The sequence below is a fragment of the Paenibacillus sp. N119s genome (assembly GCF_059447605.1).
On the sequence record NZ_JCAJRU010000037.1, the window covers coordinates 1 to 26,503 of the forward strand.

The 26,503-nt window shown below is 44.5% G+C and carries 25 protein-coding genes; 4 read left to right on the forward strand and 21 right to left on the reverse strand.

Translation table 11 applies throughout. The features are described from left to right. The 8 genes from bshC to AC5V8P_RS06930 form a co-directional block, all read right to left on the reverse strand. Positions 1–1,069, reverse strand: a 1,069-nt coding sequence (gene bshC, locus AC5V8P_RS06895) for a bacillithiol biosynthesis cysteine-adding enzyme BshC (RefSeq protein WP_495473586.1), incomplete at its 3' end; no start/stop codon positions are given. A 122-nt stretch (positions 1,070–1,191) separates the two neighbouring features. Further along, positions 1,192–2,130, reverse strand: coding sequence for an ABC transporter ATP-binding protein (locus AC5V8P_RS06900; RefSeq protein WP_063210130.1), 939 nt, complete (start codon positions 2,128–2,130; stop codon positions 1,192–1,194). Between the two features lie 11 nt (positions 2,131–2,141). Beyond that, positions 2,142–3,092: an ABC transporter permease gene (locus tag AC5V8P_RS06905; RefSeq protein WP_063210129.1), complete on the reverse strand. Its 951-nt coding sequence runs from the start codon at positions 3,090–3,092 to the stop codon at positions 2,142–2,144. Positions 3,093–3,096: 4 nt separating this feature from the next. Beyond that, complete coding sequence (locus AC5V8P_RS06910; RefSeq protein ID WP_063210128.1) at positions 3,097–4,029, reverse strand: ABC transporter permease; 933 nt, start codon at positions 4,027–4,029, stop codon at positions 3,097–3,099. 196 nt (positions 4,030–4,225) lie between these two features. Further along, positions 4,226–5,926 (reverse strand): peptide ABC transporter substrate-binding protein, encoded by a 1,701-nt coding sequence (locus AC5V8P_RS06915; protein WP_063210127.1) that lies wholly within the window; start codon positions 5,924–5,926, stop codon positions 4,226–4,228. 153 nt (positions 5,927–6,079) lie between these two features. Then, positions 6,080–6,469 (reverse strand): DUF3397 domain-containing protein, encoded by a 390-nt coding sequence (locus tag AC5V8P_RS06920; RefSeq protein ID WP_064796049.1) that lies wholly within the window; start codon positions 6,467–6,469, stop codon positions 6,080–6,082. Positions 6,470–6,473: 4 nt separating this feature from the next. Then, complete coding sequence (locus AC5V8P_RS06925) at positions 6,474–7,454, reverse strand: ketopantoate reductase family protein (protein WP_064796048.1); 981 nt, start codon at positions 7,452–7,454, stop codon at positions 6,474–6,476. Between the two features lie 102 nt (positions 7,455–7,556). Continuing rightward, a complete protein-coding gene (locus tag AC5V8P_RS06930) occupies positions 7,557–8,207 on the reverse strand; it encodes an RsfA family transcriptional regulator (RefSeq protein WP_063210124.1) in 651 nt (216 codons plus the stop codon). 295 nt (positions 8,208–8,502) lie between these two features. On the opposite strand from AC5V8P_RS06930, the gene AC5V8P_RS06935 reads away from it, so the two are divergent. After that, positions 8,503–9,585, forward strand: coding sequence for a coiled-coil domain-containing protein (locus AC5V8P_RS06935; protein WP_064796047.1), 1,083 nt, complete (start codon positions 8,503–8,505; stop codon positions 9,583–9,585). Between the two features lie 92 nt (positions 9,586–9,677). Here AC5V8P_RS06935 and AC5V8P_RS06940 read toward each other — a convergent pair whose 3' ends face one another. From AC5V8P_RS06940 to AC5V8P_RS06960, 5 genes are all read right to left on the reverse strand, one after another. Then, complete coding sequence (locus AC5V8P_RS06940; protein WP_063210122.1) at positions 9,678–11,009, reverse strand: PhoH family protein; 1,332 nt, start codon at positions 11,007–11,009, stop codon at positions 9,678–9,680. A 300-nt stretch (positions 11,010–11,309) separates the two neighbouring features. Further along, complete coding sequence (locus AC5V8P_RS06945) at positions 11,310–12,371, reverse strand: LCP family protein (protein ID WP_063210121.1); 1,062 nt, start codon at positions 12,369–12,371, stop codon at positions 11,310–11,312. 124 nt (positions 12,372–12,495) lie between these two features. Next, positions 12,496–14,337: a translational GTPase TypA gene (typA, locus tag AC5V8P_RS06950; RefSeq protein WP_064796046.1), complete on the reverse strand. Its 1,842-nt coding sequence runs from the start codon at positions 14,335–14,337 to the stop codon at positions 12,496–12,498. A 294-nt stretch (positions 14,338–14,631) separates the two neighbouring features. Continuing rightward, on the reverse strand, positions 14,632–15,123 hold the full coding sequence (locus AC5V8P_RS06955) for a hypothetical protein (RefSeq protein WP_063210119.1): 492 nt from the start codon (positions 15,121–15,123) through the stop codon (positions 14,632–14,634). 162 nt (positions 15,124–15,285) lie between these two features. Further along, a complete protein-coding gene (locus AC5V8P_RS06960) occupies positions 15,286–15,945 on the reverse strand; it encodes a TerC family protein (protein ID WP_064796045.1) in 660 nt (219 codons plus the stop codon). A 218-nt stretch (positions 15,946–16,163) separates the two neighbouring features. Here AC5V8P_RS06960 and AC5V8P_RS06965 point away from each other — a divergent pair, with 218 nt between their 5' ends. Then, entirely contained in the window at positions 16,164–16,859 is a 696-nt protein-coding gene (locus tag AC5V8P_RS06965) for a TerC family protein (protein ID WP_064796044.1), read from the forward strand. A 72-nt stretch (positions 16,860–16,931) separates the two neighbouring features. Here the strand turns inward: AC5V8P_RS06965 and thiI are convergent, their stop codons facing one another. The 6 genes from thiI to AC5V8P_RS06995 form a co-directional block, all read right to left on the reverse strand. Then, positions 16,932–18,158 (reverse strand): tRNA uracil 4-sulfurtransferase ThiI, encoded by a 1,227-nt coding sequence (gene thiI / locus AC5V8P_RS06970; protein WP_064796043.1) that lies wholly within the window; start codon positions 18,156–18,158, stop codon positions 16,932–16,934. 1 nt (position 18,159) lies between these two features. Beyond that, complete coding sequence (locus tag AC5V8P_RS06975; RefSeq protein ID WP_063210115.1) at positions 18,160–19,308, reverse strand: cysteine desulfurase family protein; 1,149 nt, start codon at positions 19,306–19,308, stop codon at positions 18,160–18,162. 156 nt (positions 19,309–19,464) lie between these two features. Beyond that, the gene (locus tag AC5V8P_RS06980) at positions 19,465–20,163 is read right to left on the reverse strand and encodes a lytic transglycosylase domain-containing protein (RefSeq protein WP_063210114.1); all 699 of its coding nucleotides are present in this window, start codon (positions 20,161–20,163) and stop codon (positions 19,465–19,467) included. A 221-nt stretch (positions 20,164–20,384) separates the two neighbouring features. Next, positions 20,385–20,777 carry a hypothetical protein gene (locus tag AC5V8P_RS06985; protein ID WP_063210113.1) on the reverse strand — a complete coding sequence of 131 codons (393 nt, stop codon included), beginning with the start codon at positions 20,775–20,777 and terminating at the stop codon, positions 20,385–20,387. A 42-nt stretch (positions 20,778–20,819) separates the two neighbouring features. Continuing rightward, positions 20,820–21,047, reverse strand: a complete 228-nt coding sequence (locus AC5V8P_RS06990) for a DUF1540 domain-containing protein (protein WP_063210251.1) — start codon at positions 21,045–21,047, stop codon at positions 20,820–20,822. Positions 21,048–21,236: 189 nt separating this feature from the next. Continuing rightward, complete coding sequence (locus tag AC5V8P_RS06995; protein WP_063210112.1) at positions 21,237–21,743, reverse strand: YpuI family protein; 507 nt, start codon at positions 21,741–21,743, stop codon at positions 21,237–21,239. 186 nt (positions 21,744–21,929) lie between these two features. Between AC5V8P_RS06995 and AC5V8P_RS07000 the strand changes: the two genes are divergently transcribed. Beyond that, complete coding sequence (locus AC5V8P_RS07000; protein ID WP_064796042.1) at positions 21,930–23,810, forward strand: S8 family peptidase; 1,881 nt, start codon at positions 21,930–21,932, stop codon at positions 23,808–23,810. A gap of 58 nt (positions 23,811–23,868) precedes the next feature. On the opposite strand, the gene AC5V8P_RS07005 is transcribed toward AC5V8P_RS07000, so the two are convergent. Further along, on the reverse strand, positions 23,869–24,099 hold the full coding sequence (locus tag AC5V8P_RS07005; RefSeq protein ID WP_081276747.1) for a hypothetical protein: 231 nt from the start codon (positions 24,097–24,099) through the stop codon (positions 23,869–23,871). An 88-nt stretch (positions 24,100–24,187) separates the two neighbouring features. Further along, entirely contained in the window at positions 24,188–25,663 is a 1,476-nt protein-coding gene (gene pdxR / locus AC5V8P_RS07010; RefSeq protein ID WP_064796041.1) for a MocR-like pyridoxine biosynthesis transcription factor PdxR, read from the reverse strand. 118 nt (positions 25,664–25,781) lie between these two features. On the opposite strand from pdxR, the gene AC5V8P_RS07015 reads away from it, so the two are divergent. After that, on the forward strand, positions 25,782–26,503 hold a 722-nt coding region (locus AC5V8P_RS07015), incomplete at its 3' end, for an aminotransferase-like domain-containing protein (RefSeq protein ID WP_495473587.1).

Here is a 26,503-nt window from a genome sequence, read left to right on the forward strand (position 1 = left end):
CTAGTCCCAGCACAGATGCCAGCACCGGGAAGAGTGAATCCTGCATGAGAGGACGGGTTAGTACATTGTTACTAAAACGTTCGGGGTGTCTATCTATCTCTTCAAGCAGTTCATCCGCAGTAAACGCGACCAAACCACGCCGGTCTGTAAATAATCCAGCTTTTTTGAAAAGCAGCAGGCGTTCCTCTTCATAAATGTAAAAAAGGTTCGCCCCCCCTTCATGCACATCCGCTTGTAAATGATAACCATAATCCATAATTCGCGCAGCGGTAGTCTGATAAGTTTTCTCCAACTCATCATTGTGCTGAACCAACTGTCTAAAAATGGATGTCTCCAGCTTGCGCAGTGAAGGATCTGCTGAGTCCATAAGCACCAATCCATAGGTGCCAAACAAACGTCCCATCAGCCTGGCAAAGGAATCACTTAGTCCGTATGAATCTGTCAAACCGTGCTCAATCATACGCATAATATCGGTCTTATGTTCTGAATCTGGCAAGTTTTGCTCTATATCCGCCATCGCTTGCTTCCACTCAGCCGTATCGACTTTAATAGCACTAACCGAAGAACGACGTTCAGGCTGCTTATTCAGCTTGATTTTAACTGCTTGCGGGTCTTTTGCCATTACGTATGTATGATTGACCTCGTCCCAGTCATGATCTTCACCAGCAATCCAGAAAACCGGAATAACCGGACGTCCAAGCCGCTCTTCAGCTTCTCTAGCTGCCTTAATAATCGTAGCGGCTTTGTAAATGACCAGCATCGGACCTGTGAACAGTCCACTTTGCTGCCCGCCAACAACTACTAAAGCATCTGGACTTTCCAAACGGTCCAATGAAGTACGAACCGCCTCATGCGAATTGTGTTGCTCATTGTATATACGAAGACATGCTACGACATCCTTACGGTTTAATCGCAGATGCTCCGTCTTATCCAGCCACTTCGCCCGTTGGGCATAAGCATCGGCGTGCAGAATATCATATTCATACAAATCGCTTGCGCGTCCTGTACCCTGAATGTAGTCTTCTGCCAAAGCCGACCCTCCGCGAAGCATTTCCGGAATTATTTTCATGGGTCTGCCTCCTGTCTCCACCAAAACCTTACTGCTTGATTGTACCGAAAGCCCATGTCCACGTCAAAGCTTCCTACAAAAAAAACCGCCGAATAATTCGGCGGTTGGTATCTTTAACAAGATCAGGCGTAGGGTTCAGCTACAAAATGTCCTTTAGATACTTCAATCAGCGTGGCATTTTCTAGGTTATAAGCCCCTGCTTTATTGTCGGACGTGTTATGAATCGGTCCACCTTGATCGTCAGGCATAATAATTCGCTTTTTGTTGGCTTCGACTTCCGGGTCAGGAAGTGGAATCGCCGATAAAAGCATTTTCGTATATGGATGGATCGGATTGGCATATAATTCAGAACTTTCAGCAAGCTCAACCATTCTGCCTCTATACATTACAGCTACCCGATCACTGATGTGTTTGACCATTGACAGATCATGCGCAATGAACAGGTATGTCAGACCGAGACGTTCTTGGAGCTCTTTTAGCAGATTGACAACTTGAGCCTGAATAGATACGTCAAGTGCTGAAATCGGCTCATCACAAATGATGAACTTAGGATTAACAGCCAATGCACGAGCAATACCGATCCGTTGACGTTGGCCACCAGAGAACTCATGCGGATAGCGTGTTGCGTGGTCTGGATTCAAACCAACCAGATCGAGCAACTCTTCAATCCGTTTCTTACGTTCTGCACGGCTACCTGCCATATTGTGAATATCCAGTGCCTCACCAATAATATCAGACACGGTAAAACGCGGATTTAATGATGCATATGGATCTTGAAAGATCATCTGCATATCTCGGCGCATTGCTTTCATTTTACTCGGTGATAATTTGTAAATATCAGTACCGTTAAAACGTACGCTACCTGCTGTAGGTTCATATAAGCGCAAAATAGTACGACCCGCTGTAGATTTACCACAACCGGATTCGCCAACCATCCCTAGCGTTTCACCCTCACGAATATAGAAATTCAGGTTGTCCACCGCTTTGAGCACACGGTTTTTGCCAACATTAAAATACTTTTTAAGACCTTCAACTTCAATTAAATTGTTGCTACTCACCATGATCTCACCTCCTATTTCTTCAACTTCGGATCAAGCGCATCACGCAAGCCGTCGCCAAAAAGGTTGAACGCAAGCATAATCAAACTGATCAAACCTGCTGGGAAAAGCATCCGCCATGGATAATACATCCACCCGGTCAGAGCTGATTCAATCATTGAACCCAGCGACGCTTGAGGAGCCTGTACTCCTAATCCAAGGAAGCTCAGGAATGCCTCGGAGAAAATCGCGTTTGGAACTGTCAAGGTCAGTGTGACAATGATGGGTCCTACCGCGTTAGGCAACAAGTGACGGAACAACAAGCGACCTGCACCAGCACCCATTGAACGGGAAGCAAGTACGAATTCTCGATTTTTAAGTTGTAACATCTCACCACGTACAATCCACGACATGTTAATCCACCCGGTTACACAAAGTGCAATAATAATTGTGGTAACACTTGGCTCCATTACAACCAGCAACAGGATTGTAACAAGCAAGTAAGGAATGGAATACACAATTTCAGAAAATTTATTCATGATTTCATCAACGCGGCCACCAAAGTAACCCATAATTCCACCATAGATTACTCCAATCAACAAGTCAATCATTGCAGCAGCCAAACCAATAATCAAGGAAATTCGAGCGCCCATCCAAGTACGTACAAACATATCACGCCCCAGATCATCTGTTCCGAACCAATGTTCCGCCGACGGAGGAAGATTGGTGCTCAACAAATCATTTGTGCGATCATCGTATGGCGACAGCATCGGACCAACAATTGAAGCAAGCACAATGAGAACCAAAACGCTTAAGCTCGTCATAGCCAGTTTATTTTTACGAAGTCGCTCCCAAGCATCTCGCCAAGCGGATAAGCTTTCACGCTGAATAACTTCAGCCTGCTTTTCATCCGCTCCGACTCTCTGGAAATCTTCTGGTTTCACTTGAAGCTTATCCAAATTTACAGCATTATCTTTGACAGACATAAAGTTATCCCTCCTTCCCGCCAGTAAGCTTAATCCGCGGATCAATAAATCCGTATGCAATATCTGTAATAAAACGCGCCACCATCAACAAAATACCATAAAAAATAGTTACTCCCATAATCATCGTATAATCACGGGTTGTAATACTATCCACGAACACCTTACCGATACCGCCAATCCCGAAGATTCGTTCAATAACGACCGAACCGGTAATAATATTAGCCGCCATTGGTCCTACATAGGTAACAACTGGCAGAATTGCATTACGTATAACGTGTTTGAACATAATTGTAATGGATTTCAAGCCTTTAGCCTTGGCAGTCTTAATATAATCCGCATGAAGCACTTCCAGCATGCTGGAACGCGTTAGTCGAGCGATAAACGCAATCGGCGAAGCAGATAGAGCTGCAACTGGGAGAACGTAATCCATCGGACCTTCAAAGCCCATAACATTAAACCAGCCTAACTGTTGAGCAAAGAAAAATTGAATTAACGATGCCAGAACGAAGCTGGGAACCGCGATCCCCAAGATAGCTAATACCATAGCGACGTTATCTATGAGCCTACGATGATACAAAGCTGCTAGCATCCCTAGCAAGATACCGACAATTATCGACACGATTATGGCAACAAATCCGAGTTTAAGGGAAACCGTAAAGGTTTGTCCGATAATGTCAGTTACACTTTGATTCAGTTTTTTCATAGAAATACCAAAATCACCTGAAGCAATATCACCTAAGTATTTAAAATATTGGACATACACAGGCTTATCCAGCCCATATTGCTCCATTAACCGGGCTTGAATCTCAGGAGAAGTCGCTTTTTCACTCATGAAGGGGTTACCCGGAATAGCTTTCATGAGAAAAAACGTCGCAGAGATCAGAATGAACAAAGACAGCAACATATAAAAGAATTTACTGATCAAATAACGCGTCATTGCCCGTTTACACCCCCCATAAATTTTTTCGACACCATTCGATTTTATCGAAATAGAATTGGACTATCCAATCTACTTATTTGCATGGTTACATGATGATGGAAAAGACTAGGACACACAAAAAAAACGGGATATATATGGTTCAAACCACATATATATCCCGAAGTAACTATCAAACTTCAGAATTGAGCTTTAGTTACTGTGTAATATACGCTCTTGTGAAATCAATTGCTCCACTAAAGTCAAGCCCGATATCTTTTACATTCGGTTTCGTTAAGGAAACATTTGAATAATAGTAGATCGGAAGCATTACCATATCATCTTGAACCAGAATTTTCTCAGCTTTTGCGAAATCTTCCATACGTTTAGCTGGATCCGTTTCTGTTTTGGCTGCTTGAATCAAAGAGTCATATGCAGGGTTAGCATAACCCGCGTTGTTGTTACCATTGCCTGTTGTCCACATATCTAAGAATGTCATCGGATCATTATAGTCAGCAGACCAGCCACCACGAGCGATTTGGAAATTCAGCTTGTTACGTGTTTGGATAAATACGCCCCACTCTTGGTTTTGAGTTTTAACGTCTACACCAAGATTTTTCTTCCACATATCAGCTACTGCCAAAGCAATCTTTTGGTGACTTTCGCTGGAGTTATACAGCATAGTAATAGTAGGAAGCGTGGTCATGCCTTCTTCTTTCATACCTTCTTGAAGCAATTTTTTAGCTTCAGTGAAGTCTTCTTTGAAGTAATCATCTTTATGCTCACTACGGAATTCTTGAGAAACCCCTTTGATACCTGGAGGTACAAAACCATAAGCAGGAATTTGACCGCCCATTGTTACACGTTCAACGATCGGTTGACGTTGAATAGCCATCGCAAACGCTTTACGGATTTTTGCATTGTTAAATGGTTTTTCCGTTACATTAAACAGATAGTAGTACGTACTTGCAATTCCTTTAGCCTTAAATTCGTTAGGCAATTCGTTTTTCACAGCCGTAATTTGATCAGTAGGAATTTCGCCTGTTGGCATACCTGCATAATCAAGTTGTCCACTTCTATACGAAGCCAGCTCAGTTGCACCGCTGTTTACAAGGGACATCGTAATTTTGTTCAACTTGATTTCGTCTTTACCCCAATAGTTTTCGTTCTTGGTTACTTCGATCTTTTGACCGCTATCCCAAGTCGTCAATTTGAAAGGTCCGTTAGTAATCATGCTGTCTTTCTGAACTGCCCACTTGTCATTACCTTTAATAGAAGGGTTTACAGGGTAGAAAGTGTAGAAAGAAGTCAACCCCAAGAAGTAAGGAGTTGGGTGTTCCAGCTCTACTTGCAATGTATGGTCGTCAACAGCTTTGACACCTACATCTTTAAAGTCTGTAATTTTAGTGCCTTTATAAGATTTGGAAGTGCTCAGGTTGTAGCCCTCAGCATTTTTGATATAGTACAATTGGTAAGCATATGGAGGTGCAGGGGCTGTCGAAGGGTCCAGTACCCGTTGCCAAGCGAATACGAAGTCACTTGCTTTGACTGGGTCGCCATTACTCCATTTTGCAGTATCACGAAGCTTGAACGTGTAGGTTTTGCCGTCATCGGAAATTTTCCAAGATTCAGCAACGCCAGGGATTTCTTTGCCGTCAGAACCCATACGTACGAGACCTTCATACAAAGTTTTCAGAACTGCGTTCGTTTGACTATCCTGAGCTTGTGCCGGATCGAAGGTTGGCGGCTCGGAAGAAAGGTTAACGCGCAAAATTTGCTTGTCGGCCGCAGCCGGCGTAGTCGAGGTGTTTTCTTGTGCGCCCTTACCATTGGTATCATTCTTGCCGCCGCAACCTGCGAGCAGTGCGCCAACTGCAAGAACGAGTGTCAAAAGGACTAAAAAGCTTTTCCTTTTCATCTAGCGTTTTCCCCCTAGTTCTAAAGTGGTATATGTTTATAGATTATACAACCAGCGGTCAAAAAAATCTACATTACATTTCTTCAAATTGAGCTTTTTTTTCAAAAAAACATGTTTAATTCATATTTTTTCACCATTTCATGTCACATTATATCACATAGAGTTGAATATATTTTTAAATATACCAACTACAGTCAACAAAGTATACGCCAATGTCATCGCCATAAAAGTTAATCTCCAGACCGCTCTACATAATCTTTTACCATCAACCTTTCCTTTTATTCGGTTTTGAGCTCCCCCAATTAAACCCAATGCCAGTAACAGGAGCAGTAGAATCAAATAAAAACCGAATCGCGATGCAAACAGGACATTAAAAAGTGCTGCAACGGAAAATATCAGAAAAAAAGTGGTGATATCCATAGAAGTAAGCAATGATTTCTTTTTTTCCATTTTAAGAATGTAGCGACAAACCACAAACACAATTAAAAACGGAAAAAAGGGAAGAATACTGAAAGTGATAATAGTACCTTGTAAAAGACTCAACTGATCACCCCTCTTTTAGCCGCATTCCTTCAATTAATTGCCACAATACCTCATGAGTTGGCGCACTCATTCCAGCTCGCTTTGCCATCTGCACCAGCTGCCCGTTAATGGAAGCAACTTCGGTCATGGACTGTGCAAGTACATCAGCCAGCATTGATGAGTGATTCTCTGCCGTTGCTCGGCAAACATCCATAATTTGATCCCACCATTCGCTTTCCCAGCGAATACCATGAGCTTCATACACTTGAATGCCTTCATCGTACAGCTTGCGCATCATATGTATTCGTACTGGCTCTGATAGCAGCTCGCCATTCCGAACTCGCCATACGGCCGTCAGTGGATTGATCACAGCGTTAATCAACAACTTGCGATAGATCCCTTTCTCGATTTCTTTCGACAAGCAAACGTCAAATCCTGCTACAAGCAACCGATTTAGCACACATTGCTTGAAATCATTGTGATGTTCTTCCTCTCTATCCTCTAAACATCCAATTTCAGTCAAGCCCGCTCCTGCATGTACAATTGTCGCGGCGCCTTGTCTCTTGGCTCCTTCAGTTGTCACAGCAGGATATACTACAGCTTTAGGCCACGCCTGTCTGATGCGTTCTATATGGCCGATTCCATTTTGCAAACAAATAATCCCTGTATCTCTTTCCGTTTGAGCTACAGGTTGGATCTGTCCCAATACTTCTCCTATCGCCCCCTGTTTGGTTAAAAACATAATCCACCGTGCCGGAGTCTGTGAATTTAACCGTTGCCAATCTGCCAATGGCGCTACCTTTAGCTTGTCTCCCGACACATGAAGAGCCACCTGTCCCTCCTTATCAAGCACAGTAATCCCTTCACGAGCAATAACGCGTGCCTGTTCAAGTGTTCGTGTCCATAGTGTTACTGCAGCACCTGAGGACGACAATCTTCCGGCAAACAGCAATCCCAGCGAACCCGCTCCAATAATATCAATCACTTTGTATCGTCTCGCTTCCATCTTTTTTTCTACTATATCATATGCACTCCAATGAAATAACAAAAACGCCAACTATGGCCAAGCGATAGTTGACGTTTTATTTAAAAAGCCATTGTAATCTTGCTACTCAATGCGCTCCAGATTCCCATTCGCGTCCATTTTGAACCTGGATTTAAGTTCTTCCTCATCTTCAGTGATTAAAGCCAAACGCCGGGCGCGGTCCATAATCTGAATCAGAGCTTTATAATCATCATTTACAACACGATAGTCCGTCTGCACTTCATTTACTTCTTTGGAGAGCCGGTCATTAATGGAGCGAAGTTGATTTAATTCTTCTTCCTTTTCCCGCAAATCTTTCTCCAGCATCTTAATCTGCCGATTCGTCTCCTGCATAGATCCCTTCCATTGACGCAAGAAGCGGATTACTGCATCAATAGATAACGTATCTTCACTCGTGCCATCTGTTCTGTATCCCCCTTCGACTGTATCAAGTGTGGCAAAGGTCGCCACCTGCGATACACCTACCGGGCTCTGCTTGCGAATATAACTGCGCTTCTGGCGCTGCGCTTTGGCAATGCTAATCGCTTCATCGTAACGTTTGCGCACACAGCTATTCCAACGAAAGCCGCATGCTGCAGAGGTTCTACCGATTTTTTGTCCCACCTCCTCAAACGCAGCCAGCTGTGTTCCGCCTTCCCGGATATGCCGCAATGTCACCTCCGCCAATATCAAATCATCTTCCGCACTCCATGCATCTTGTCTTATTGCAGTCATGCCTCTAGCCCTCCTAACAACATCCTGAAATAACCGTCTTCATGAACCGATCTTGCCGGTATTTGAATAGGGTATAAAAGCTGTTTATTCATTCCTATGCCTCTCGTAGAGTTCATAGAATCTATTTGATACTAAATTGTATTTCCATTTCTGCCAGAACTCATACGTGAAGTAAACAGTTTCGGGTTCCAAGCATGCTCTGACTGCTGTACAATAAAATGAATGGTTAAAGAATAAAAAAGGATCATATACATTACCATTAGTCTTTTTTGGAATACATAAAAGGGGAAAAGAAATGAATATACGAATAAAAATCGCAATCTGCACCCTGCTAACCCTCATGGTGGTGCTGACTTCCATATATGTTCCTACTTTCGCCGCTCCCTCTCCTGAAGAAAATCAGATTTTACAAGATAGCCTGTCTATCGTAGAGATTGACCATGAAATCGAGCGAATCAGTCAGGAGCAGCAGACTCTTTTACAGCGTCAGCAGGAACTGCGTAGTAGTCTAGCTGACCAACAGGAGCAAATGAACCTACAACGCAAGCGGGCAGGTGTCGTGCTGCGATCTTACTATATGGGGGAAAGGGACAAGTTGCTGAGTGTAGTGCTAGGGGCTAAAAGTATAAAGCAACTTCTCTCTTTATATGATTATTATTTATTATTGATTAGTCACGATCAGGATGTGCTTCAAGAATACGAATCCAATTATCAATTTATGCGAAAAACAGAGCAACAAGTCGCCCAAGCCACGATGGAATTAGAGACGGTTAAAACAAACTTGCTGGCACAACGTCAACGGATTCTCCTCCTCCAGTCGCGTGTAAATGACGGCGTTAATGCCAGTGAAAACCCTGAAACTCTACGCAAGCTCATTGGCGAGATGACAGCTTATTGGGAAAATGTAGGTGTATACGAGGTAAATAAGCACTTTAAAGCATTAGCTCAAGCAATGCAGGATTTGCCCCAATTCATTCAACAACAGCAAGGGGCAATGGTTACCAATGGAAAAATGATTACGATAAGCATTCGCGAAGAAGAATTTAACCGTTTTTTAAAGTCAGAGAGTGAATTATTTAATCACTTCAATTTCTCCTTTGTACAGGATCGGATTGTGGTAGAAGGTCAGCAAGGAACGATGAAATTAAGGGTAGAAGGTCACTATACGGTAGAGAATGAACCAAAAAATTCAATTTTATTCCACGTAGATCGACTGGTATTTAATGGACTGGAACTTCCAGACACGACTCGCAACAAGCTGGAAAAAGATTTTGATCTAGGCTTCTACCCGCAGCAGCTTATTTCATATGTTAAAGCCACAGAAGTACATGCTTTAAAAGGTATTCTTGAAGTTAAGCTGGAGTTAAGCTTTAAGTAAGTTGTGCTCATCTACATTGTTCTTACTATAATATAAAACAAAAGACCTCGGGAACTTCCCGAGGTCTTAATAATTTGTAATAACGATTAGGGTTATAGCAGATCAGCTGCCAACTGTGCGAGTTTGGAGCGCTCTCCTTTTTCCAACATAATATGCCCGCTAATCCCTTCTTGCTTGAATCGCTCCACCACATAGGTCAAGCCGTTACTGGCTGCATCCAGGTAAGGGTGGTCAATTTGCTCCGGATCGCCCATCAGTATAATCTTGCTCCCCTCACCTACCCGAGACACAATCGTTTTGATTTCATGGCGGGATAAATTTTGCGCCTCATCAATAATGATAAATTGCCCAGGTATCGAGCGTCCCCGAATATAAGTGAGCGCCTCCACCTGTATACTGCCTAAGCCCATCAAAATTTTGTCGATATCGCCTGATTTTTTGGCATCAAACAAATACTCCAAATTGTCGTAGATTGGCTGCATCCAGGGGCGAAGCTTTTCTTCCTTTTCTCCCGGTAAATAACCGATATCCTTGCCCATAGGAACAACAGGCCGAGCAATTAACAGTTTCTTAAAGCGGTGCTCATCCTCTACTTTAAGCAGCCCCGCCGCCAGCGCCAGCAGCGTTTTGCCAGTGCCTGCTTTTCCGGTAATCGTCACAAGGGGAATATCATCATTAAGCAAAAGCTCCAATGCCATCCGTTGCTGAGCATTACGCGCGCTGATTCCCCATACCGACTCGTTGCTTAAGTACAAAGGTTCTAATCGTTCTGCCTCCTGGTTTACTTTTAGCAGTGCCGATTTTCCAGTGCCCATTTCATCTTTCAATATAACAAATTCATGTGGATACAGCGTATAAGGTAGCTTCAGTGGTTTGATTGGTAAAAAACGGTTAGAGTAAAATTCATCTATGATGGACGGATGCACCTGTATTGCCGAGTATCCGGGGTACAATTCACTTGGATCGCCTGTTCTATCGGACAGGTAGTCTTCTGTCAGCAGCCCCAATACATCTGCCTTGATCCTGACCAGTACGTCCTTGCTAACCAGCACCACCGAACGCGGTTCAGATTGCTCCTGTTCTTCCAAATGATAATTTAAGGCGACCGCCAAAATTCGGTTATCGTTGGAAACCTCCCCGAACATCTCTTGAACTTTCAAAAAACTCCGGTGATTTAACTCAACCTTAAGCCTCCCCCCTTGGGGAAGTGGAACGCCACTATGAAGATGACCCACTTCTCTCAACCCATCTAACAATCGCGATACATTGCGGGCATTCCGTCCAATCTCATCCGCGTTGCGTTTTTTGGAGTCGATTTCTTCCAGAACAACAGCTGGAATAATAACTTCATGTTCTTTGAAGGTAAAAATGGCTTTCGGATCATGCAGCAGCACATTCGTATCCAGCACAAAAATTTTCTTCATTAAATCCCCTCCAAAGCGGCGTGGACAATCTCGTGTTTCATACCTATACCTATTCACCGACTACCCAATACTTGCTGATTCCCTGGAAAAAGAACTCCAAAACAGCATAAGGAAACGAAAAGTCTAGCTGAAGATAGTCTCAGAGCCTGTACATTTTAAAATTAGACACAAAAGGCCCAGTGATTTCTCACTGGACCTAGACTGCGTTCACCCTACATTTAGACATACCTCAACCCCCTTATGTTATATAAGAGTTTTACTCGCTGAGAGTATAACATAAGCAGGGAAAAAGATACATACTCAGGAATTGGAAGAAGCTTCAGTGCTGTCGCTTGCTTTTTTGGCTAATTCCTCTTGTAGCGCTTGTTTGGCCGAATCGAGCTGTTGCTCATCAATGTACACATAAGGGCTACGCCACGTTCCTGCTACGGGGGTGTATTTTACATTTTGCTTGGAAATATTCCAATAGGTTTGTACGATATTTTTCATTTGCTGTGATTCGATATCCGTCATCATATTCTTATCAACCGATTTAATAATTGCACTAAACTTGGTCAAAGCGTTGAAGGTTTGCATTTGGTCAATTAGGGAATGAAGTACCTGATTTTGTCGGCGATTGCGATCAAAGTCGTCAGATTCAGCTGTTCTCGGACGACAATTCGATTTGCGGTAGCGGACAAAATCAAGAGCCTGATCACCGTTCAAATGCTTGGCCCCAGCTGTCAGGTTAATATCGGTACCGTCAGCACGGTCTCGGTAACACATGTTTTTATCAACCGTGACATCTACGCCACCTAGATTATCTACAACATCTCTAAAGCCCTGGAAGTTAATAACCGTTACATAATCAATATTAATGTTTAAATATTTGCCGATCATCTTCTTCATTTGCTCTTCAGCAACTTCGCCAGATTCTTTCTCTCTAGCCTTAAACACCGGATAATACTCATTCAGCTTGCGCGGTTTATATCCATCCATTTCCAGACGTGTATCACGAGGCAAGGACACAATGGTAGACGATTTAGTATTAGGATTCAATGTAGCTACCATAATAACGTCTGACAAATAAGTTGGATGGTCAGGCCGATAGTCGGTTCCAAGCAATAAGATAGTCAAAGGCTTAGTCTCAGCCAATTGCGTTTTGGGTACTTCCTTGTTGATTCCAGTATCCAAAACATCTTCTACCTGATTGTAAATATAGTAGGTATAACCAGCTGCCGCCAAGATCCCTATAATAAGCAGAAATAAGACAAACTTCATAAACGATCTGAAAAAGCTTTTTTTCTTTTTCGTTTTTTTCGGCTTGGCGGATTTTTTCCCACTTTGTGTCCGGGGAGGCAATCCGTTCGAAAGATTACTCATGCTTCAACACCTTTTCCTGCGTTTTGAGAAATATAGCTTTCTCCAAGTTTACAATCCTAAAACACATACAGCGGCGCATCCCGTTCCCAGGTGTCGCCGCTGTGGCTAAAGACCATCCAATTAATTACATATTTGCTTGTGCTGTCTTACGTTGTTTCTCCGCACGCTCGCGCTCACCTTTGTTCAAGATCTTTTTACGCAAACGAATGGATTTAGGCGTAATTTCACAATACTCATCATCATTCAGATATTCAAGCGCCTGCTCTAATGAGAAGATAACAGGTGTTTTCAATTTAACCGTATCGTCTTTTGTTGCGGAACGAACGTTGGTCAATTGTTTTTCTTTACAGATGTTAACGACAATGTCGTTATCACGTGTGTGCTCACCAACGATCATGCCCTCATAAATTTCAGTTCCTGGCTCCAAGAACAAAATACCGCGATCTTCTACGCCCAGCATACCATAAAATGTAGAGGTGCCGTTTTCTGTAGATACAAGTACACCTTGATGACGTCCACCCACTTGACCGCCAACAAATGGTCCATAGCTGTCAAATGCATGGTTCATTACACCATAACCACGAGTCAAAGTCAGGAAGTTTGTAGTGTAACCGATCAAACCACGTGCTGGAATCAGGAATTCCAAGCGAACCTGTCCGGTACCGTTATTAATCATGTTGACCATTTCGGCTTTACGGGAGCCCAGACTTTCCATAACTGCGCCCATGCTTTCTTCCGGAATATCAATGAGGAGACGTTCAATTGGCTCCATTTTCTTACCGTCAATTTCCTTGACGATAACTTCCGGTTTGGACACTTGCAGTTCATAACCTTCACGGCGCATGTTTTCAATCAGGATTCCCAGATGCAATTCACCACGTCCAGACACAATAAAGGCATCTGGGCTATCGGTTTCATCAACACGCAAGCTGACATCTGTTTCGAGTTCTTTCAGAAGACGCTCACGCAATTTACGGGATGTAACCCACTTTCCATCACGACCCGCGAATGGACTGTTGTTAACCAAGAAGGTCATTTGCAGTGTAGGCTCATCAATTTTCAGTACAGGCAACGCCTCAGGATGATTTGGATCGGCAATGGTTTCACCAATGTTGATGTCCTTAATCCCCGCAATCGCAACAATGTCACCCGCGCCCGCTTGATCTGTTTCAATCCGTTTCAATCCTTGGAAGCCGAACAGCTTCTCAATACGAGCTGATTTACTGCTGCCATCACGTTGAATAACTGTGACCGCTTGTCCTTGCTTGATGATACCGCGGTTCACACGACCTACTGCAATTCGGCCCAGGTATTCGTTATAGTCCATCAGTGTTACGAGGAATTGAAGAGGCTCATCTACTTTTTCAGTTGGAGCTGGGATGTGCTCTACCACTGTTTCGTACAATGCTTGCATGTTGTCATCTTGCTTCTCAGGGTCCAAGCTGGAGGTTCCGTTCAACGCCGAAGCGTACACAACAGGGAATTCTAATTGATCGTCATTTGCGCCCAGCTCGATGAACAGGTCCAGTACTTCGTCAATTACTTCTGCCGGACGAGCTGCCGGACGGTCAATTTTATTGACTACAACGATAGGCGTCAGATTTTGCTCCAGCGCTTTACGCAATACGAATTTTGTTTGCGGCATGCAGCCTTCGTAAGCATCAACGACGAGCAAAACACCGTCAACCATTTTCATAATCCGTTCCACTTCACCACCAAAGTCGGCGTGTCCCGGTGTATCTACAATGTTAATCAGGTAATCTTTGTAAGTGATAGCTGTATTTTTAGCCAAAATCGTAATACCGCGTTCACGCTCCAGATCGTTGGAGTCCATGGCGCGCTCCTGAACAGCCTCGTGTTCTCTAAATGTTCCGGACTGTTGAAGCAGCTTATCGACAAGTGTCGTTTTTCCGTGGTCGACGTGGGCAATAATCGCAATATTGCGAATGTTCTCTCTTGCATGCATGGTTTGTATCCATATCCTTTCCGTATATCAAAATAGTGTCTCTATCCTGAAGCAGTGCTCATTCCAAGGCTAACAATCGTTCTTTAGGCCCACTCCCTGCCAGCCTTCTATATGTTTCAGGCTTTATACAGACAGCTTCTCTCTCCGATTCGCGTGAAAACCTTAAAATAAGCGTCAGAAATCATTCCGACGCTCTTATCATATCCCTTATATTATAGTAGAAATATGTCATAAAGCAAGACATTATTGCCTGTACCGTAATTTACCGCCATGAAATCTGCACAGCTTGTCGGTTTACCATTTGCGTTTGCTACGGTTGCCGACGACCAGCCAGACTCCAGCTCCGATCAGTAAAACGGCAATAATATACATAATGCCCGTACTCAGCAAGGTAATAATCAATAAAAGTACCGATATCAAGCCTAGTAGTACGCCCCCTGTATATACATTGCGAGAAAGCGAAGGATCATTAATGGCATACTCCCATAATCCAATCGCTATACCCAGAAGGAACAAGGGCCATAAGTAGGCCATTAAATGCCATCCCCAAGTATTGCAGAGAAAAAAGAGGAAGCCGTATACCGACAAAATTCCTGCTGGCAGCAACATAAAAGGTGATACTCTGCGCATCATGTACATTGCATGCAGCACGATTCCTGGTATTAAAATCAGCAAGGGCCAAAGGTTTCGTCCCAAGAAGGAAAATATCCCTAATTTGCCCAACAAAATAATCAGTCCTACGGCAACAATGCCTACTCCGATCATACGCTCTTTTCCGGAATTCATCGTGGTCTCCTTTGTTTGCTGGATTTGTTTTTGTGTCATTAAATATAGTTGTTTTTAAGTACACTTTTATGAATATAGAATTTTTACAAAAACCGAGCAGACTCCCCGGCATTCGCAAAACCCTATGTCTAGTTTAGCCGATGTTTTCCAAAAAAACCACGTTCAAATATGACGGGCACGTAGGTGCTGGTATATTCCTGCTATGACAACTACTGCGGCCAACAAAGCCGGTAACCACGCATGCATGACCTCGCCCATGCTTGTTAACCATATGCCCAATTTGGGATCACGCAGTAGCATTTCTCCTGCCGTGAAGGCCAGGATGGCCGATCCGAGCAAAACAAGCATCGGGAACCGATGAAGCCAGATTGCTATCACATTGCTGCCCCAGACAACAATCGGAATACTAATCGCAATACCAATGACAATAATAGCAATGTCTCCATTAGCTAAAGCTGCAATAGCTAATACGTTATCCAAACTCATGACAAAGTCTGCTACGAGTATCACTTGTATCGCCTTCCATATGGTTGCTTCAGCCCTTACCCCCGCATGATCATCATTCTCATAGAGCAGCTTAAACGCAATCCATAACAGAAGTAAACCACCCGCCGCCTGAATGAAGGGTATGCCCAGCAAAATAACAGCTATGAAAGTCAACACACAGCGTAGAAGAACCGCACCGACTGCCCCCCACCATATCGCTTGACTTCGCTGCCTTGCAGGCAGGTTTTTGCTCGCCATAGCTATAACAACTGCATTATCACCACTTAGCACCAGATTAATCATTAATATTTTCAACAGCAAAATAACATGCTCCATATGTACAAACACCCCCATCCTACATGTATGCGTAATCGGACGAGGCTATGCTTGCCAGCTTTCCGCGAATAATTCTTCATTTAGTAATAACTAATGGCAAATTGGTTGAGTATAAACCTTGAATCCAATAACAAACAGCAATATAATGAATCGTATTTCCGATAAACGGGTATTAACATAAACAACATGCAATGTTTTGAGGTTGTTTAATCAGGGAGATGAGAACGATTGAAATGTCTGGACTTCAGTTCTTTTGGCTACTGCTTAATGTGATATTTATTGATCTTTTGCTCGCAGGCGATAATGCTATTGTCATTGGACTTGCCGCCAGAAAGCTGCCTCCTGCAACGCAAAAAAAAGCGATTCTATACGGTACTGGTGGTGCCCTGCTTATCCGTATAGCAGCCACTATTGTGGTACTATGGTTGCTCCAAGTACCGTGGTTGTTACTCATCGGGGGTGTGATGCTAATCTGGATCGCGTATAAGCTGCTCGTGGACCAAGAGGACCATACCGAAGTTAAAGCTGGAACCACGCTATGGGGTGCTATTCGTACCATTATAGTCGCCGACGCAGCTATGGGTCTGGACAACGTGATTGCTGTTGCTGGCGCCGCCCAGCAGCATTTGCTACTTGTAGTGCTAGGCCTGTTAATCAGTGTGCCAATCGTTGTATGGGGAAGCACTCTTTTTATCAAGCTGATCAATAAATTCCCCTGGATTATCTATTTAGGATCGGCTGTGCTTGGTTATACGGCCTCTAACATGATCACCGAGGAACGTAAGCTGGAGCCCTATTTTACAGAGCATCCGGCACTTCGTATCCTGTTTATTGTTACCGTAATGGCTGGTATTTTGCTCACAGGATATCTTCAAAATCGCAGAGCAGTATCCCGTCGAGAAAAAACTGTCTAAACAGTTTTCAAAAGAACCCACGCCAAATAAAAAAGGCAGACCCCAACATTGTTGCGAGTCTGCCTTTTTTAGTTAAAACCAATCTTCCTGTATAACTTCCTCTTTACGCCCCTCTACAGCTCCGCCTGCCTCAAGGACAATTGTCTCCGTTGTAGCTACAGCCTGATCGATCAGGGCATTTAAATCTCGAATCGAGGCTTCAATTTTTTGTACTACCCACAAATTTGGATTGGTCGTGGGTGATTTGGGAACAAACAATGTACAGCAATCCTCATACGGGAGAATGGATAAATCGTAGGTGCCAATTTGCTTCGCGATTTCTGTAATCTCCTGCTTATCCATCATGACAAGAGGTCGCAGCAAGGGGAGTTCCGTCGAACGACCAATCACATTCATGCTGGATAACGTTTGACTAGCAACTTGGCCCAGACTGTCGCCCGTCACGAGTGCCAGGGCCCCTTCTCTCTCTGCCAGCATCGTTGCAATTCGCAGCATTGACCGCCTCATTAACGTAATAATTAAATTATCCTGACCGGTACGTGTAAAGGCCGTCTGGACTTCTGTAAACGGTACGAGGTGGATTTTGATTTGACCCGCGTAGCCTGCTAATACTTTTGCCAGGTCAATAACCTTCTCTTTCGCACGCTCGCTTGTAAAGGGATAGCTATAGAAATGAACACATTCGATTTCCAAACCTCTACGCATGGATGACCATCCTGCGACCGGGCTGTCAATGCCACCAGATAGCAGCAACATTGCTTTGCCATTCGTTCCTAACGGAAAGCCCCCTACAGCCATAATAACATCACTAAAAATATAAGCCGCTTGCTCTCTTACCTCCACACGCAACTCAATATCAGGTTGACGCACATCGACCCTCAGCGCTGGAAACTTCCGCAATATAGGAGAACCAATTAAGTGATTCATCTCTTGTGAAGAATGGGGGAACCCTTTCCATACTCTGCGAGCATTGACCTTGAAAGTCGTTCCCTCGTCCACGTTCAGCTCATGCATTAAAGCCACAGCGCTCTCAATGATAGCATCCAGCTCAACAGGAGCCATTTTGACAGGACTGATCGTCGTGATGCCAAACACCTTTTGCAACACTTGAATGATCTGTTCATAAGGCTCTCCTCCGAGAACCACATAAATCCGTCCAAATTCCTTGCGCAGTGAAGCACCTGGAAACGGCTTCAGCAGCAGCTTTACATGTTTCAGTACAGCCTTTTCAAAACGAGCGCGATTCTTCCCTTTTAATGTAAATTCACCGAAGCGAAGCAACAGCATATCATAGTGCATTTTAACGTTTCCACCTTTCAAGGGATTCCAGCTTGGCTACAGCTTGTCGAAGTGCGAGTATGAGCTCATCGATATCCTGCTCCGTATGTTCATCACCAAAGCTGATACGAATGCCGCCGGATGCTTCGGCCTCATTGCGGCCCATTGCCAGCAGGACACGGCTGGGCTCGGCTAATCTTGAAGAGCAAGCCGATTTGGTGGACACCGCCACACCCAATTGCTCCAGCGTATGCAGCAGCACCTCGGCCTTCATGCCTGGATATGAAAAGTGTACAATATGGGGCGCTTCTTCCCCGCTGTTCAGCCGCAATTGCGGGATTGTTTTCACTTCTGCGGCTACCCGTTCTCTCCACTCGATCATGCGCTGTGCTGTCTCTGCTTGTCGTTCGCCCGCCAAACGTACCGCCTTGGACATACCGACAAGCAGCGGCACATTTTCGGTACCTGCACGAACCCCTTGCTCCTGAGAACCACCACTAAGCAAGGGGAAAAGCTCTACACCTTCCCGAACGAATAACAATCCTGCACCTTTGGGTCCCCGCAGCTTATGCGCTGAAAGGCTATACAGATCAGCCTGCCAGCCCCGGATATCTACAGGCAGCTTTCCAAACCCCTGCACACCATCAATATGAAACAGGACACGAGGGAACTGTTTCTTCAGCGCAGCTCCGATATCATGCACCGGTTGGATCCTTCCCGTCTCATTATTGACATGCATAATACTGACTAAAATCGTATCTTTGCGAACAGCTGCACAAACCTGTTCGGCACTCACATGACCTTCCTCGTCTACAGGCAGAAAAGTAACCTCAAAACCCAAATTTGTCAACTGTTTGCATGCTTCATACACAGACGGGTGCTCTGTCGATACAGTAACGATATGTTTGCCTCTGGTCTGATACTGCAAAGCCGCTCCCTTAATGGCAAGATTGTTGCTTTCCGTTGCCCCGGATGTAAAGACAATCTCCGAAGGAGATACTCCTAAAGCTGTGGCACATACTTCGCGCGAGCGCTTGATCAACTTATCTGCATCTTCTCCATATCGGTGCATGGAAGACGGATTGCCATAATGGCGCCTCATTACCTCGGCAACGGTTGTAATCACCTCTTCAAAAGGCGGAGTTGTCGCTGCATAATCAAAATATTTCATTAAACTCCCCTTTCTGCCCCGCAACTGCTACAACAAAAAAAGACCAAAACAGGGAAAGGCCGCTTCATTACAGCGACACCCTTTCCCCATATTGATCCTGCCTGCGGACCTCATCTAATTTGAAATTACGCACTTTTATGCCATAAGCTGTAGGGCTTAGATCGTATATTTTTCACGTGCATTCTGAATTTTGGTAATATATCGTTGTGTTTCGGCCGGAAGCTTGTCCAGTACAGACATCAACTGCTCATCAGTACTTACACCAAGCCGCTGCACTCGTCCGGGACCTGCATTATATGCAGCCAGCGCCATATTTTCCTGCCCGTTAAAACGTTTAATCTGGTAAGACAAGTAGCGTACACCAGCGTCAATATTTTGTGCAGGATCATAGGGGTCACTAACTCCTAGACCTTGAGCTGTGGCGTCCATCAACTGCATAAGTCCTTTGGCTCCCGCTGAAGAAGTAACTGATGGATTAAATGAAGATTCTGTATCAATAACTGCTTTAATCAAAGCTACTGGAACGCCGTATTTCTGACTAGCCTCATTAATCAAACTATCATACACTGTAGCTTTTGTAGGTCCATCCGTTGCTGTATTGGAAGAAGCAGGATAGACTGTCAATGGCGAAGCCGTTCCTCTCGAGGGTCCCAATTGAAGCCAGAGCAAGCCGTTCTCATCTCTGGTAACATCGCCTGAATTTTCTTGAGTGACAGCATCATCTGTTTCCAGCTGACCTACTTGTTCCAGTAATCCAGAAAAAGCGTCCGCTGTACCCGTCTGGGTCGTAGCACTCATATTATTTAACAGCTGCATGTCTAACATGGACTTGGACACGCGCGGATCAATTTGCATGTGGTGTTCCCAACTTTCTATTGTTGTTATATCCCAAATAGCTTGTCGTTATTGATATGATACAACTTTTTACTATGTACTTCCATACTTTTCAATGAAAAAAAGCTCCGTTTCTGTCGAAAAGACAACGGAGCTTTAGAAATTAGCTTAATGTAATTATATCACTAGGATAATCTTCCTCAGATATATACAGAAGATAACAGAACCTTTACCCAGCAGGGTTAACGCACAAACGGGATAAAAGCAAAATAACTCAATGTTGCCAGTGCACCAAGGCCTATTGACCAAATGCCAGTGGTTTTACTTCCATTCACATAAGCAAAAAAACCTAACACTGCAGCAAGGGGTCCCAGTACAATAGACCACATAAACAAGGATGCGATACCAGCAGCGAGCCCAACATAGCCGGAAATGCGGCCACTATTGTTGATAACCTGATCTTGACCCTTATCCTCATTTCGGGTCGCCACTGGCGAGCCAGGCGCAACCTCTGCTGCATATTCTTCACGATGATGACGCTTGGCAGAGCGTTCCTGAACGTGACGGGGATAATCTACACGTTGGCGGCTAACAGGGTCCTCATGCTTATGCTTGTTGTTTGTATGATCTTCCATTATTACGGCACCTCCAAATGTGAAATCAATCGCATTATAAATTTACAGGGACTTCGGCTTAAAGGTGTGGCAACAGGTTGCGGCAGACGAAGCAGCCTTATCACGTTCTTCTGAACTAAAGCTTTCCCCCGCGTATTCTTCTTTAAATTTCTTCTCGGCATGACCGTCTACTTCAATCATGATCAAATCTGCCTTGCAAAAGTTGTTTTCTCCCCAATAATGGCAATTGGCTACGCTACATTTTACGATTGGCTTGGCCTCTTGGCTCATGATCATCACCTCGGATTCATTGTCCCCCCACTGCACTACACCTATGCGTTCATGACATATGGCAGTTGGTGACATACGAAAAAAGCCGCTTTCCTTCGCCTCCTCCAGACTGGCAGGAAACAAGTAGAAAACGGCTTGCTTGTCTTGTTTTAGTTTTTGATTAGAAATGGAAGTTGTTGGTTGAATGCTTTAGGCATGAGTACGGCGAGTCTGCATCCGACGCTGTGTCAAATAATCACTTTCATAATAAGTCAGGTCATCACGCAATTCTTCAAAGTTTTTCGTAATGTCCATGATCACTTCGCGTGCGGCTGGCACTGGCGTTTTACGGAAACGGATAGCATCTTGTCCCGTATAAGCATAGCGTCCGTCCTCTGCGTAAGATTCATTTTTGGGATAAAAAAAGCTGTTCACGCAGTCATGGTATACGTTATACAATGCCTTTTCCGCAAAATCGACGTCAAAGTTGGCACGGCGCAAAGCCACACCCAGCTTTTCATAGGATACTTCGGAGAAAACAAGGACATGGCGAAGGTCCGACAAAAAACCTTTGTAAAAAAGTACGGACTCCTCACTGCTATCCACAGCCAATTGTGGCAAAGCATGCTCATTGAGGAATGTTTCCACACGTTTCACGGCATTTTTCAGTTTCTCCTGCGCCGACTCACATAATTTTTGTACGTTGACTGCTGACATCAAGGCAGCTCCCCCTTATTTGTTGCTTGTTCATCAATTTGGTTACCCGAAAATAGTCCCTTCTAACCGAAAGAGCTGTAATTTTCAGTATTTATCCTACCACAAATAAGCATTGAAAGGTATAAAAACATGCCAACCTCCTCACGCTAAACCATAAATTTATGAATACTCAAGGAGGACGGTTCCATGTCTCGGCGAAAATGGTTAAAACCCCTGCTCGGAGCAGCTGCCGGAGTGCTTCTCATCACACTGATGCTACCTTCCCGTGATCACCGCCATACACCGCAGCCCGAATATACGACCAAAATGTTACCTCAGCAAGAACATCAGCTCAAAAAAGGAATGTTGGCTTCAGACCTGTCCGCTACAGATACCCTCACACGGATGGACGCAAGGCAGGACATTCAATACGTAATGCGGGAGCTTAATGGTAAAACTGCCGATCAGAAAAGAAAGTTTACTCACACATTGCAGCAATCACACAGTCATCTTCATACGCTCCAGTGGATTCACACTAGGGACGGGAAGACTAACACCTACACAGGCGACAAAGCACAGACAAGTCTGCTGAACCATCCTCAAATTCAAAGCAGCTTGGCTGCAGCTCGTCGTTCTGTCATGCAGAACAAATCCTACGAATCCACTGCTTTTCAGGTGGAAGGCGGTAAATACTTTGTCATGGGTGAACCATCCGGTGACGGAACATGCGGCGTTGCTGCCCTCGTCAGTCAGCAAGTATTGCGTGACGTGGAGAAGCATCAGCGCAAGAATTTGCGCTTGATTCCCTATCCAAAAGAAGGAAGCTACAAAATTGAATCCGTACATCCCGACACTTTGCACGATATCACTGTCAAGACGGGTCACGACAACGAAAATGCGAGCCATTATTTTGAAAACGAAATTGTCGTTCGCTTCCGTCACAATCCAGATGCACGACAATTGCAGGAAATTGCGTCAGATTTGCACTGTGAACCAGGCCGCAAGCTTGGTTATACTTATGTATTTCATTCGGATAAGATGAACTTTAAAGAGCTAAAGCAATATTTTTCACGAAAGTGGAACCCACTTTATGCTGAGCCTCACTATATGTATCTAACCAATGAAAAAGCGCCTATCAAAGCGGACAGCACTATTCCCAATGATCTGCTCTTTTCTCGGTATCAATGGAACCTGCCTGCTACCGAAACCAACAAAGGTTGGAAATTAAGCAAAGGCAGCAAGGATGTAATTGTTGCTGTCGTAGACACAGGAGTGGATATGGATCATCCCGACCTGAAGGGTCAGATTCTTCCGGGACGCAACGTAGTAAAACCGTCTGAGAAACCTTATGATGACGTCGGTCACGGAACGCACGTTGCCGGTATCATTTCCGCGCTCGTAAATAATGGTGAGGGAGTCGCTGGTATGACATGGTACAACAAAGTCATGCCGGTCAAGGTACTTGACCAATCGGGGTCTGGTACAACTTACTCGGTTGCAGAAGGTATTATATGGGCAGCTGATCACGGGGCCAAGGTCATCAATTTGAGCTTGGGCAACTATGCGCAAGCTTCATTTTTGCATGATGCGATCAAATATGCCTATGACAAAGATGTTGTATTGGTTGCAGCCACAGGCAATGATAATACGGAGCGACCTGGTTATCCAGCAGCGTATCCTGAAGTATTTGCCGTTTCCGCTACAGATTCTTCTATGCACCGTGCATCCTTTTCTAACTATGGTGATTACGTGGACGTCATGGCTCCAGGCGCAAGTATTGCCAGTACGTATCCTGGAAATCAATATGCTGCGCTGTCAGGTACTTCAATGGCCAGTCCACATGTATCAGCGCTTGCTGGCCTGATTCGATCCATTAACCCTGATCTAACCAATAAAGAGGTTATGGATTTAATGAGGGACAACGTCGTTGATTTAGGCACACCAGGCCATGACAAATATTTCGGTTATGGTCAAATCGACGTCTATAAAGCATTGAAAGCAGCACAACGTCCATATGTTCCCCTGCAGCTCTATCCTCAGCACCTAAGTGAAAAGCTAAAATCCATCTTGAAAAAACTAGAAATCTAGGATATCTCTTTTTAGAAAAAGCAGCCATGGTCTCTCCATGGCTGCTTTTTCAGGCTTCTTAACGCTTGGAACTAGTACGGACAGGCCGCTTCCCAAGACTGCGAGTATGACAGCATGGATCACCAGGGTCCTTAACAACCACCGGAAATACGTGGTGAGGTACAGGCACAACGTGCGCCTGATTGATGATTTCAATGGGATGAACAACAGGCACCACTTGTGGGTAAAATTGATGATTTACAAATTGAATCGGCGGGCACACAACCGGATCGTAATGGCAATGACTCATAATGTGCAACTCCTTTCGGTGAATTAGTACAGCATATTAAGGAGGCGTATGCTGTGCTTGGATGTTTACCCCCCAATACAATTATCCCTTATAAAATAGGCTTTCGTTCCACAATGATCGAATGATCAAGAATTTCGCCCAACAAACTACATAGCTTGCGCAGACCTGATTTAAGTGTTTCCTTGTCCGCATACGAAAAAGAAATGCGGATATGGCTGCTGTCCATACCACCTGCATAGCACACGGTACCAGGTAAAAAGGAAATTCCTTCACGATCAGCCATCCGCTCTAACTCTGGAATATCCACTATAGAAGGGAGCTTAATCCATACATTGAGACCACCTTCAGGTGCATACCAGGTGACCTCTGGCGGAGCATAGTGATGGAGCGTGTTCAATGCAACAGTTAGACGATCTCGAAGTTGTTCCCGCAATGTAACGAAATGCTGGTCAAGCCGGTTCCTGATAAAGGGTAGCAATGCTTTTTGCGTTAATAGAGGACTTCCCAAATCCGTAGTTGACTTGGCAGCCACCAAACGATCCATTACACTCCCCATTGCCGCTACACAAGCTATACGGCAGCCAGGGGCAACGGTTTTGCTAAAGCTTTTGATATAAACAACATGCCCGGACTGATCGTGCGCCTTGATAGAGAGTGGTGGTTTTGTTTTGTAATACAGGTCAGAAAATGGATCATCCTCAACAATGAGGCAGTGATAACTTTGAGCCAAATCCAGTAATTGCGTGCGTCTGGTCATCGTTAAAGTTATGCCGGTAGGATTGTGAAAGGTAGGTATCGTATAGATCAATTTTGGAGGATGAGTATCACAGAGACGTGTTAAAATGTCAGTCCGCATCCCCTCCTCGTCCATGGGAATCATAATTACTTTGGCACCACGACTAGTGAACACATCAATGGCCCCGGTATATGTAGGAGCTTCCATGTAGACCACATCTCCCGGACCGACAAACGTACGTGCCACCAGGTCAATCCCCTGTTGTGCTCCGCTGGTCACAAGCAGTTGCTCTGCTACTATAGGTATCCCTCGTTCATTCAAGTGGTCTGCAAACACTTCCCTTAGTTCTGAATCACCTTCAAAAGCTCCATATGCGGCCAGTACATCGGAATTTACAGAGGATAAACGTTGTGTATCAGCGATGATTTCGCGCGTGGGAAGAAGCTCCGGCTGTATTGCAGCTATATGAAAAGAATAGGCAGCCCTTCGGCTATGGTTAAAGTTTCTCCATAACTGTGCGCGCGGCAAATAATCGATTAGCGACATCTGCCAGGACAAATCCTGCTTCCCCTCACGATGAACCGGTATAGAAGGTTCTGCCACATAGCAACCCTTTCCCTGCGTACATGTAACCAGATTCATGGACTCCAGCTCGGCATACGCCTTGCTTACAGTTACAGGACTCACCGCAAGCAAGCTGGACAGATGACGGACAGAGGGAAGCTTGGTACCCTGAGGTAATAACCCTGACTGAATGCGATCCGCTAATGTTTTAGCAATCTGTAAATATAATTTGACACTGCTATTGCGGCTGAGATCAATATGCATCGGAACCCTTCCCTCCAAAAAAATCAACTGTTACATTTAGACGTTTACTGTTATACTTCATTATCGATATAATACAACAAATTTAATAGCACAGTATAGAACACAGGAGATGATTGGATTGGAATACAAATTTTCGGGTATGGCTCGTACTCAGGGCTCGTCCATGGTAAGGGACATTTTGAAGCTGACACAGGGAACAGATGTATTATCTCTCGCAGGTGGCCTTCCGGCCGATGCCTTCTTCCCCGTCGACGCGGTTGCTAAAGCCTATGAGCGGGTATTCCGCCTCGGCGGTACCACTGCACTTCAATACGGCCTAACCGAGGGATATATTCCTCTACGGGAGCGTCTTGCAGCAATCATGTTTTCCCAAGGCATCCCCGTCACCAGAGATAACATCCTTATGACAACAGGCTCGCAGCAGACCATTGATCTAGTTTCACGTGTGCTGCTTGATCCACAGGATACTGTATTGGTTGAGTCCCCTACTTATTTGGCAGCTCTGCAGGTATTTAATTCCTATGGCGCAAATATTGTAAGTGTAGATACAGACGCTAACGGTATGAAATTAGATGATCTTGAGGCCAAGATCAAACAGCATCAGCCCAAATTCGTGTATGTCATCCCTACCTTCTCCAACCCGGCAGGAAGTGTATGGAGTATGGAACGCAGAACAGGCGTTGTTGAGCTATGCCGTAAATACGGAACTTTGATTTTTGAAGACGATCCTTACGGACGTCTCAAATTTGATGAAAATCTTAACTTCCCCTCCTTATTTTCTATTGATCAACAGCTAGGTGGCGCTGGTCATGTAATGTACACTTCTACATTCTCTAAAAC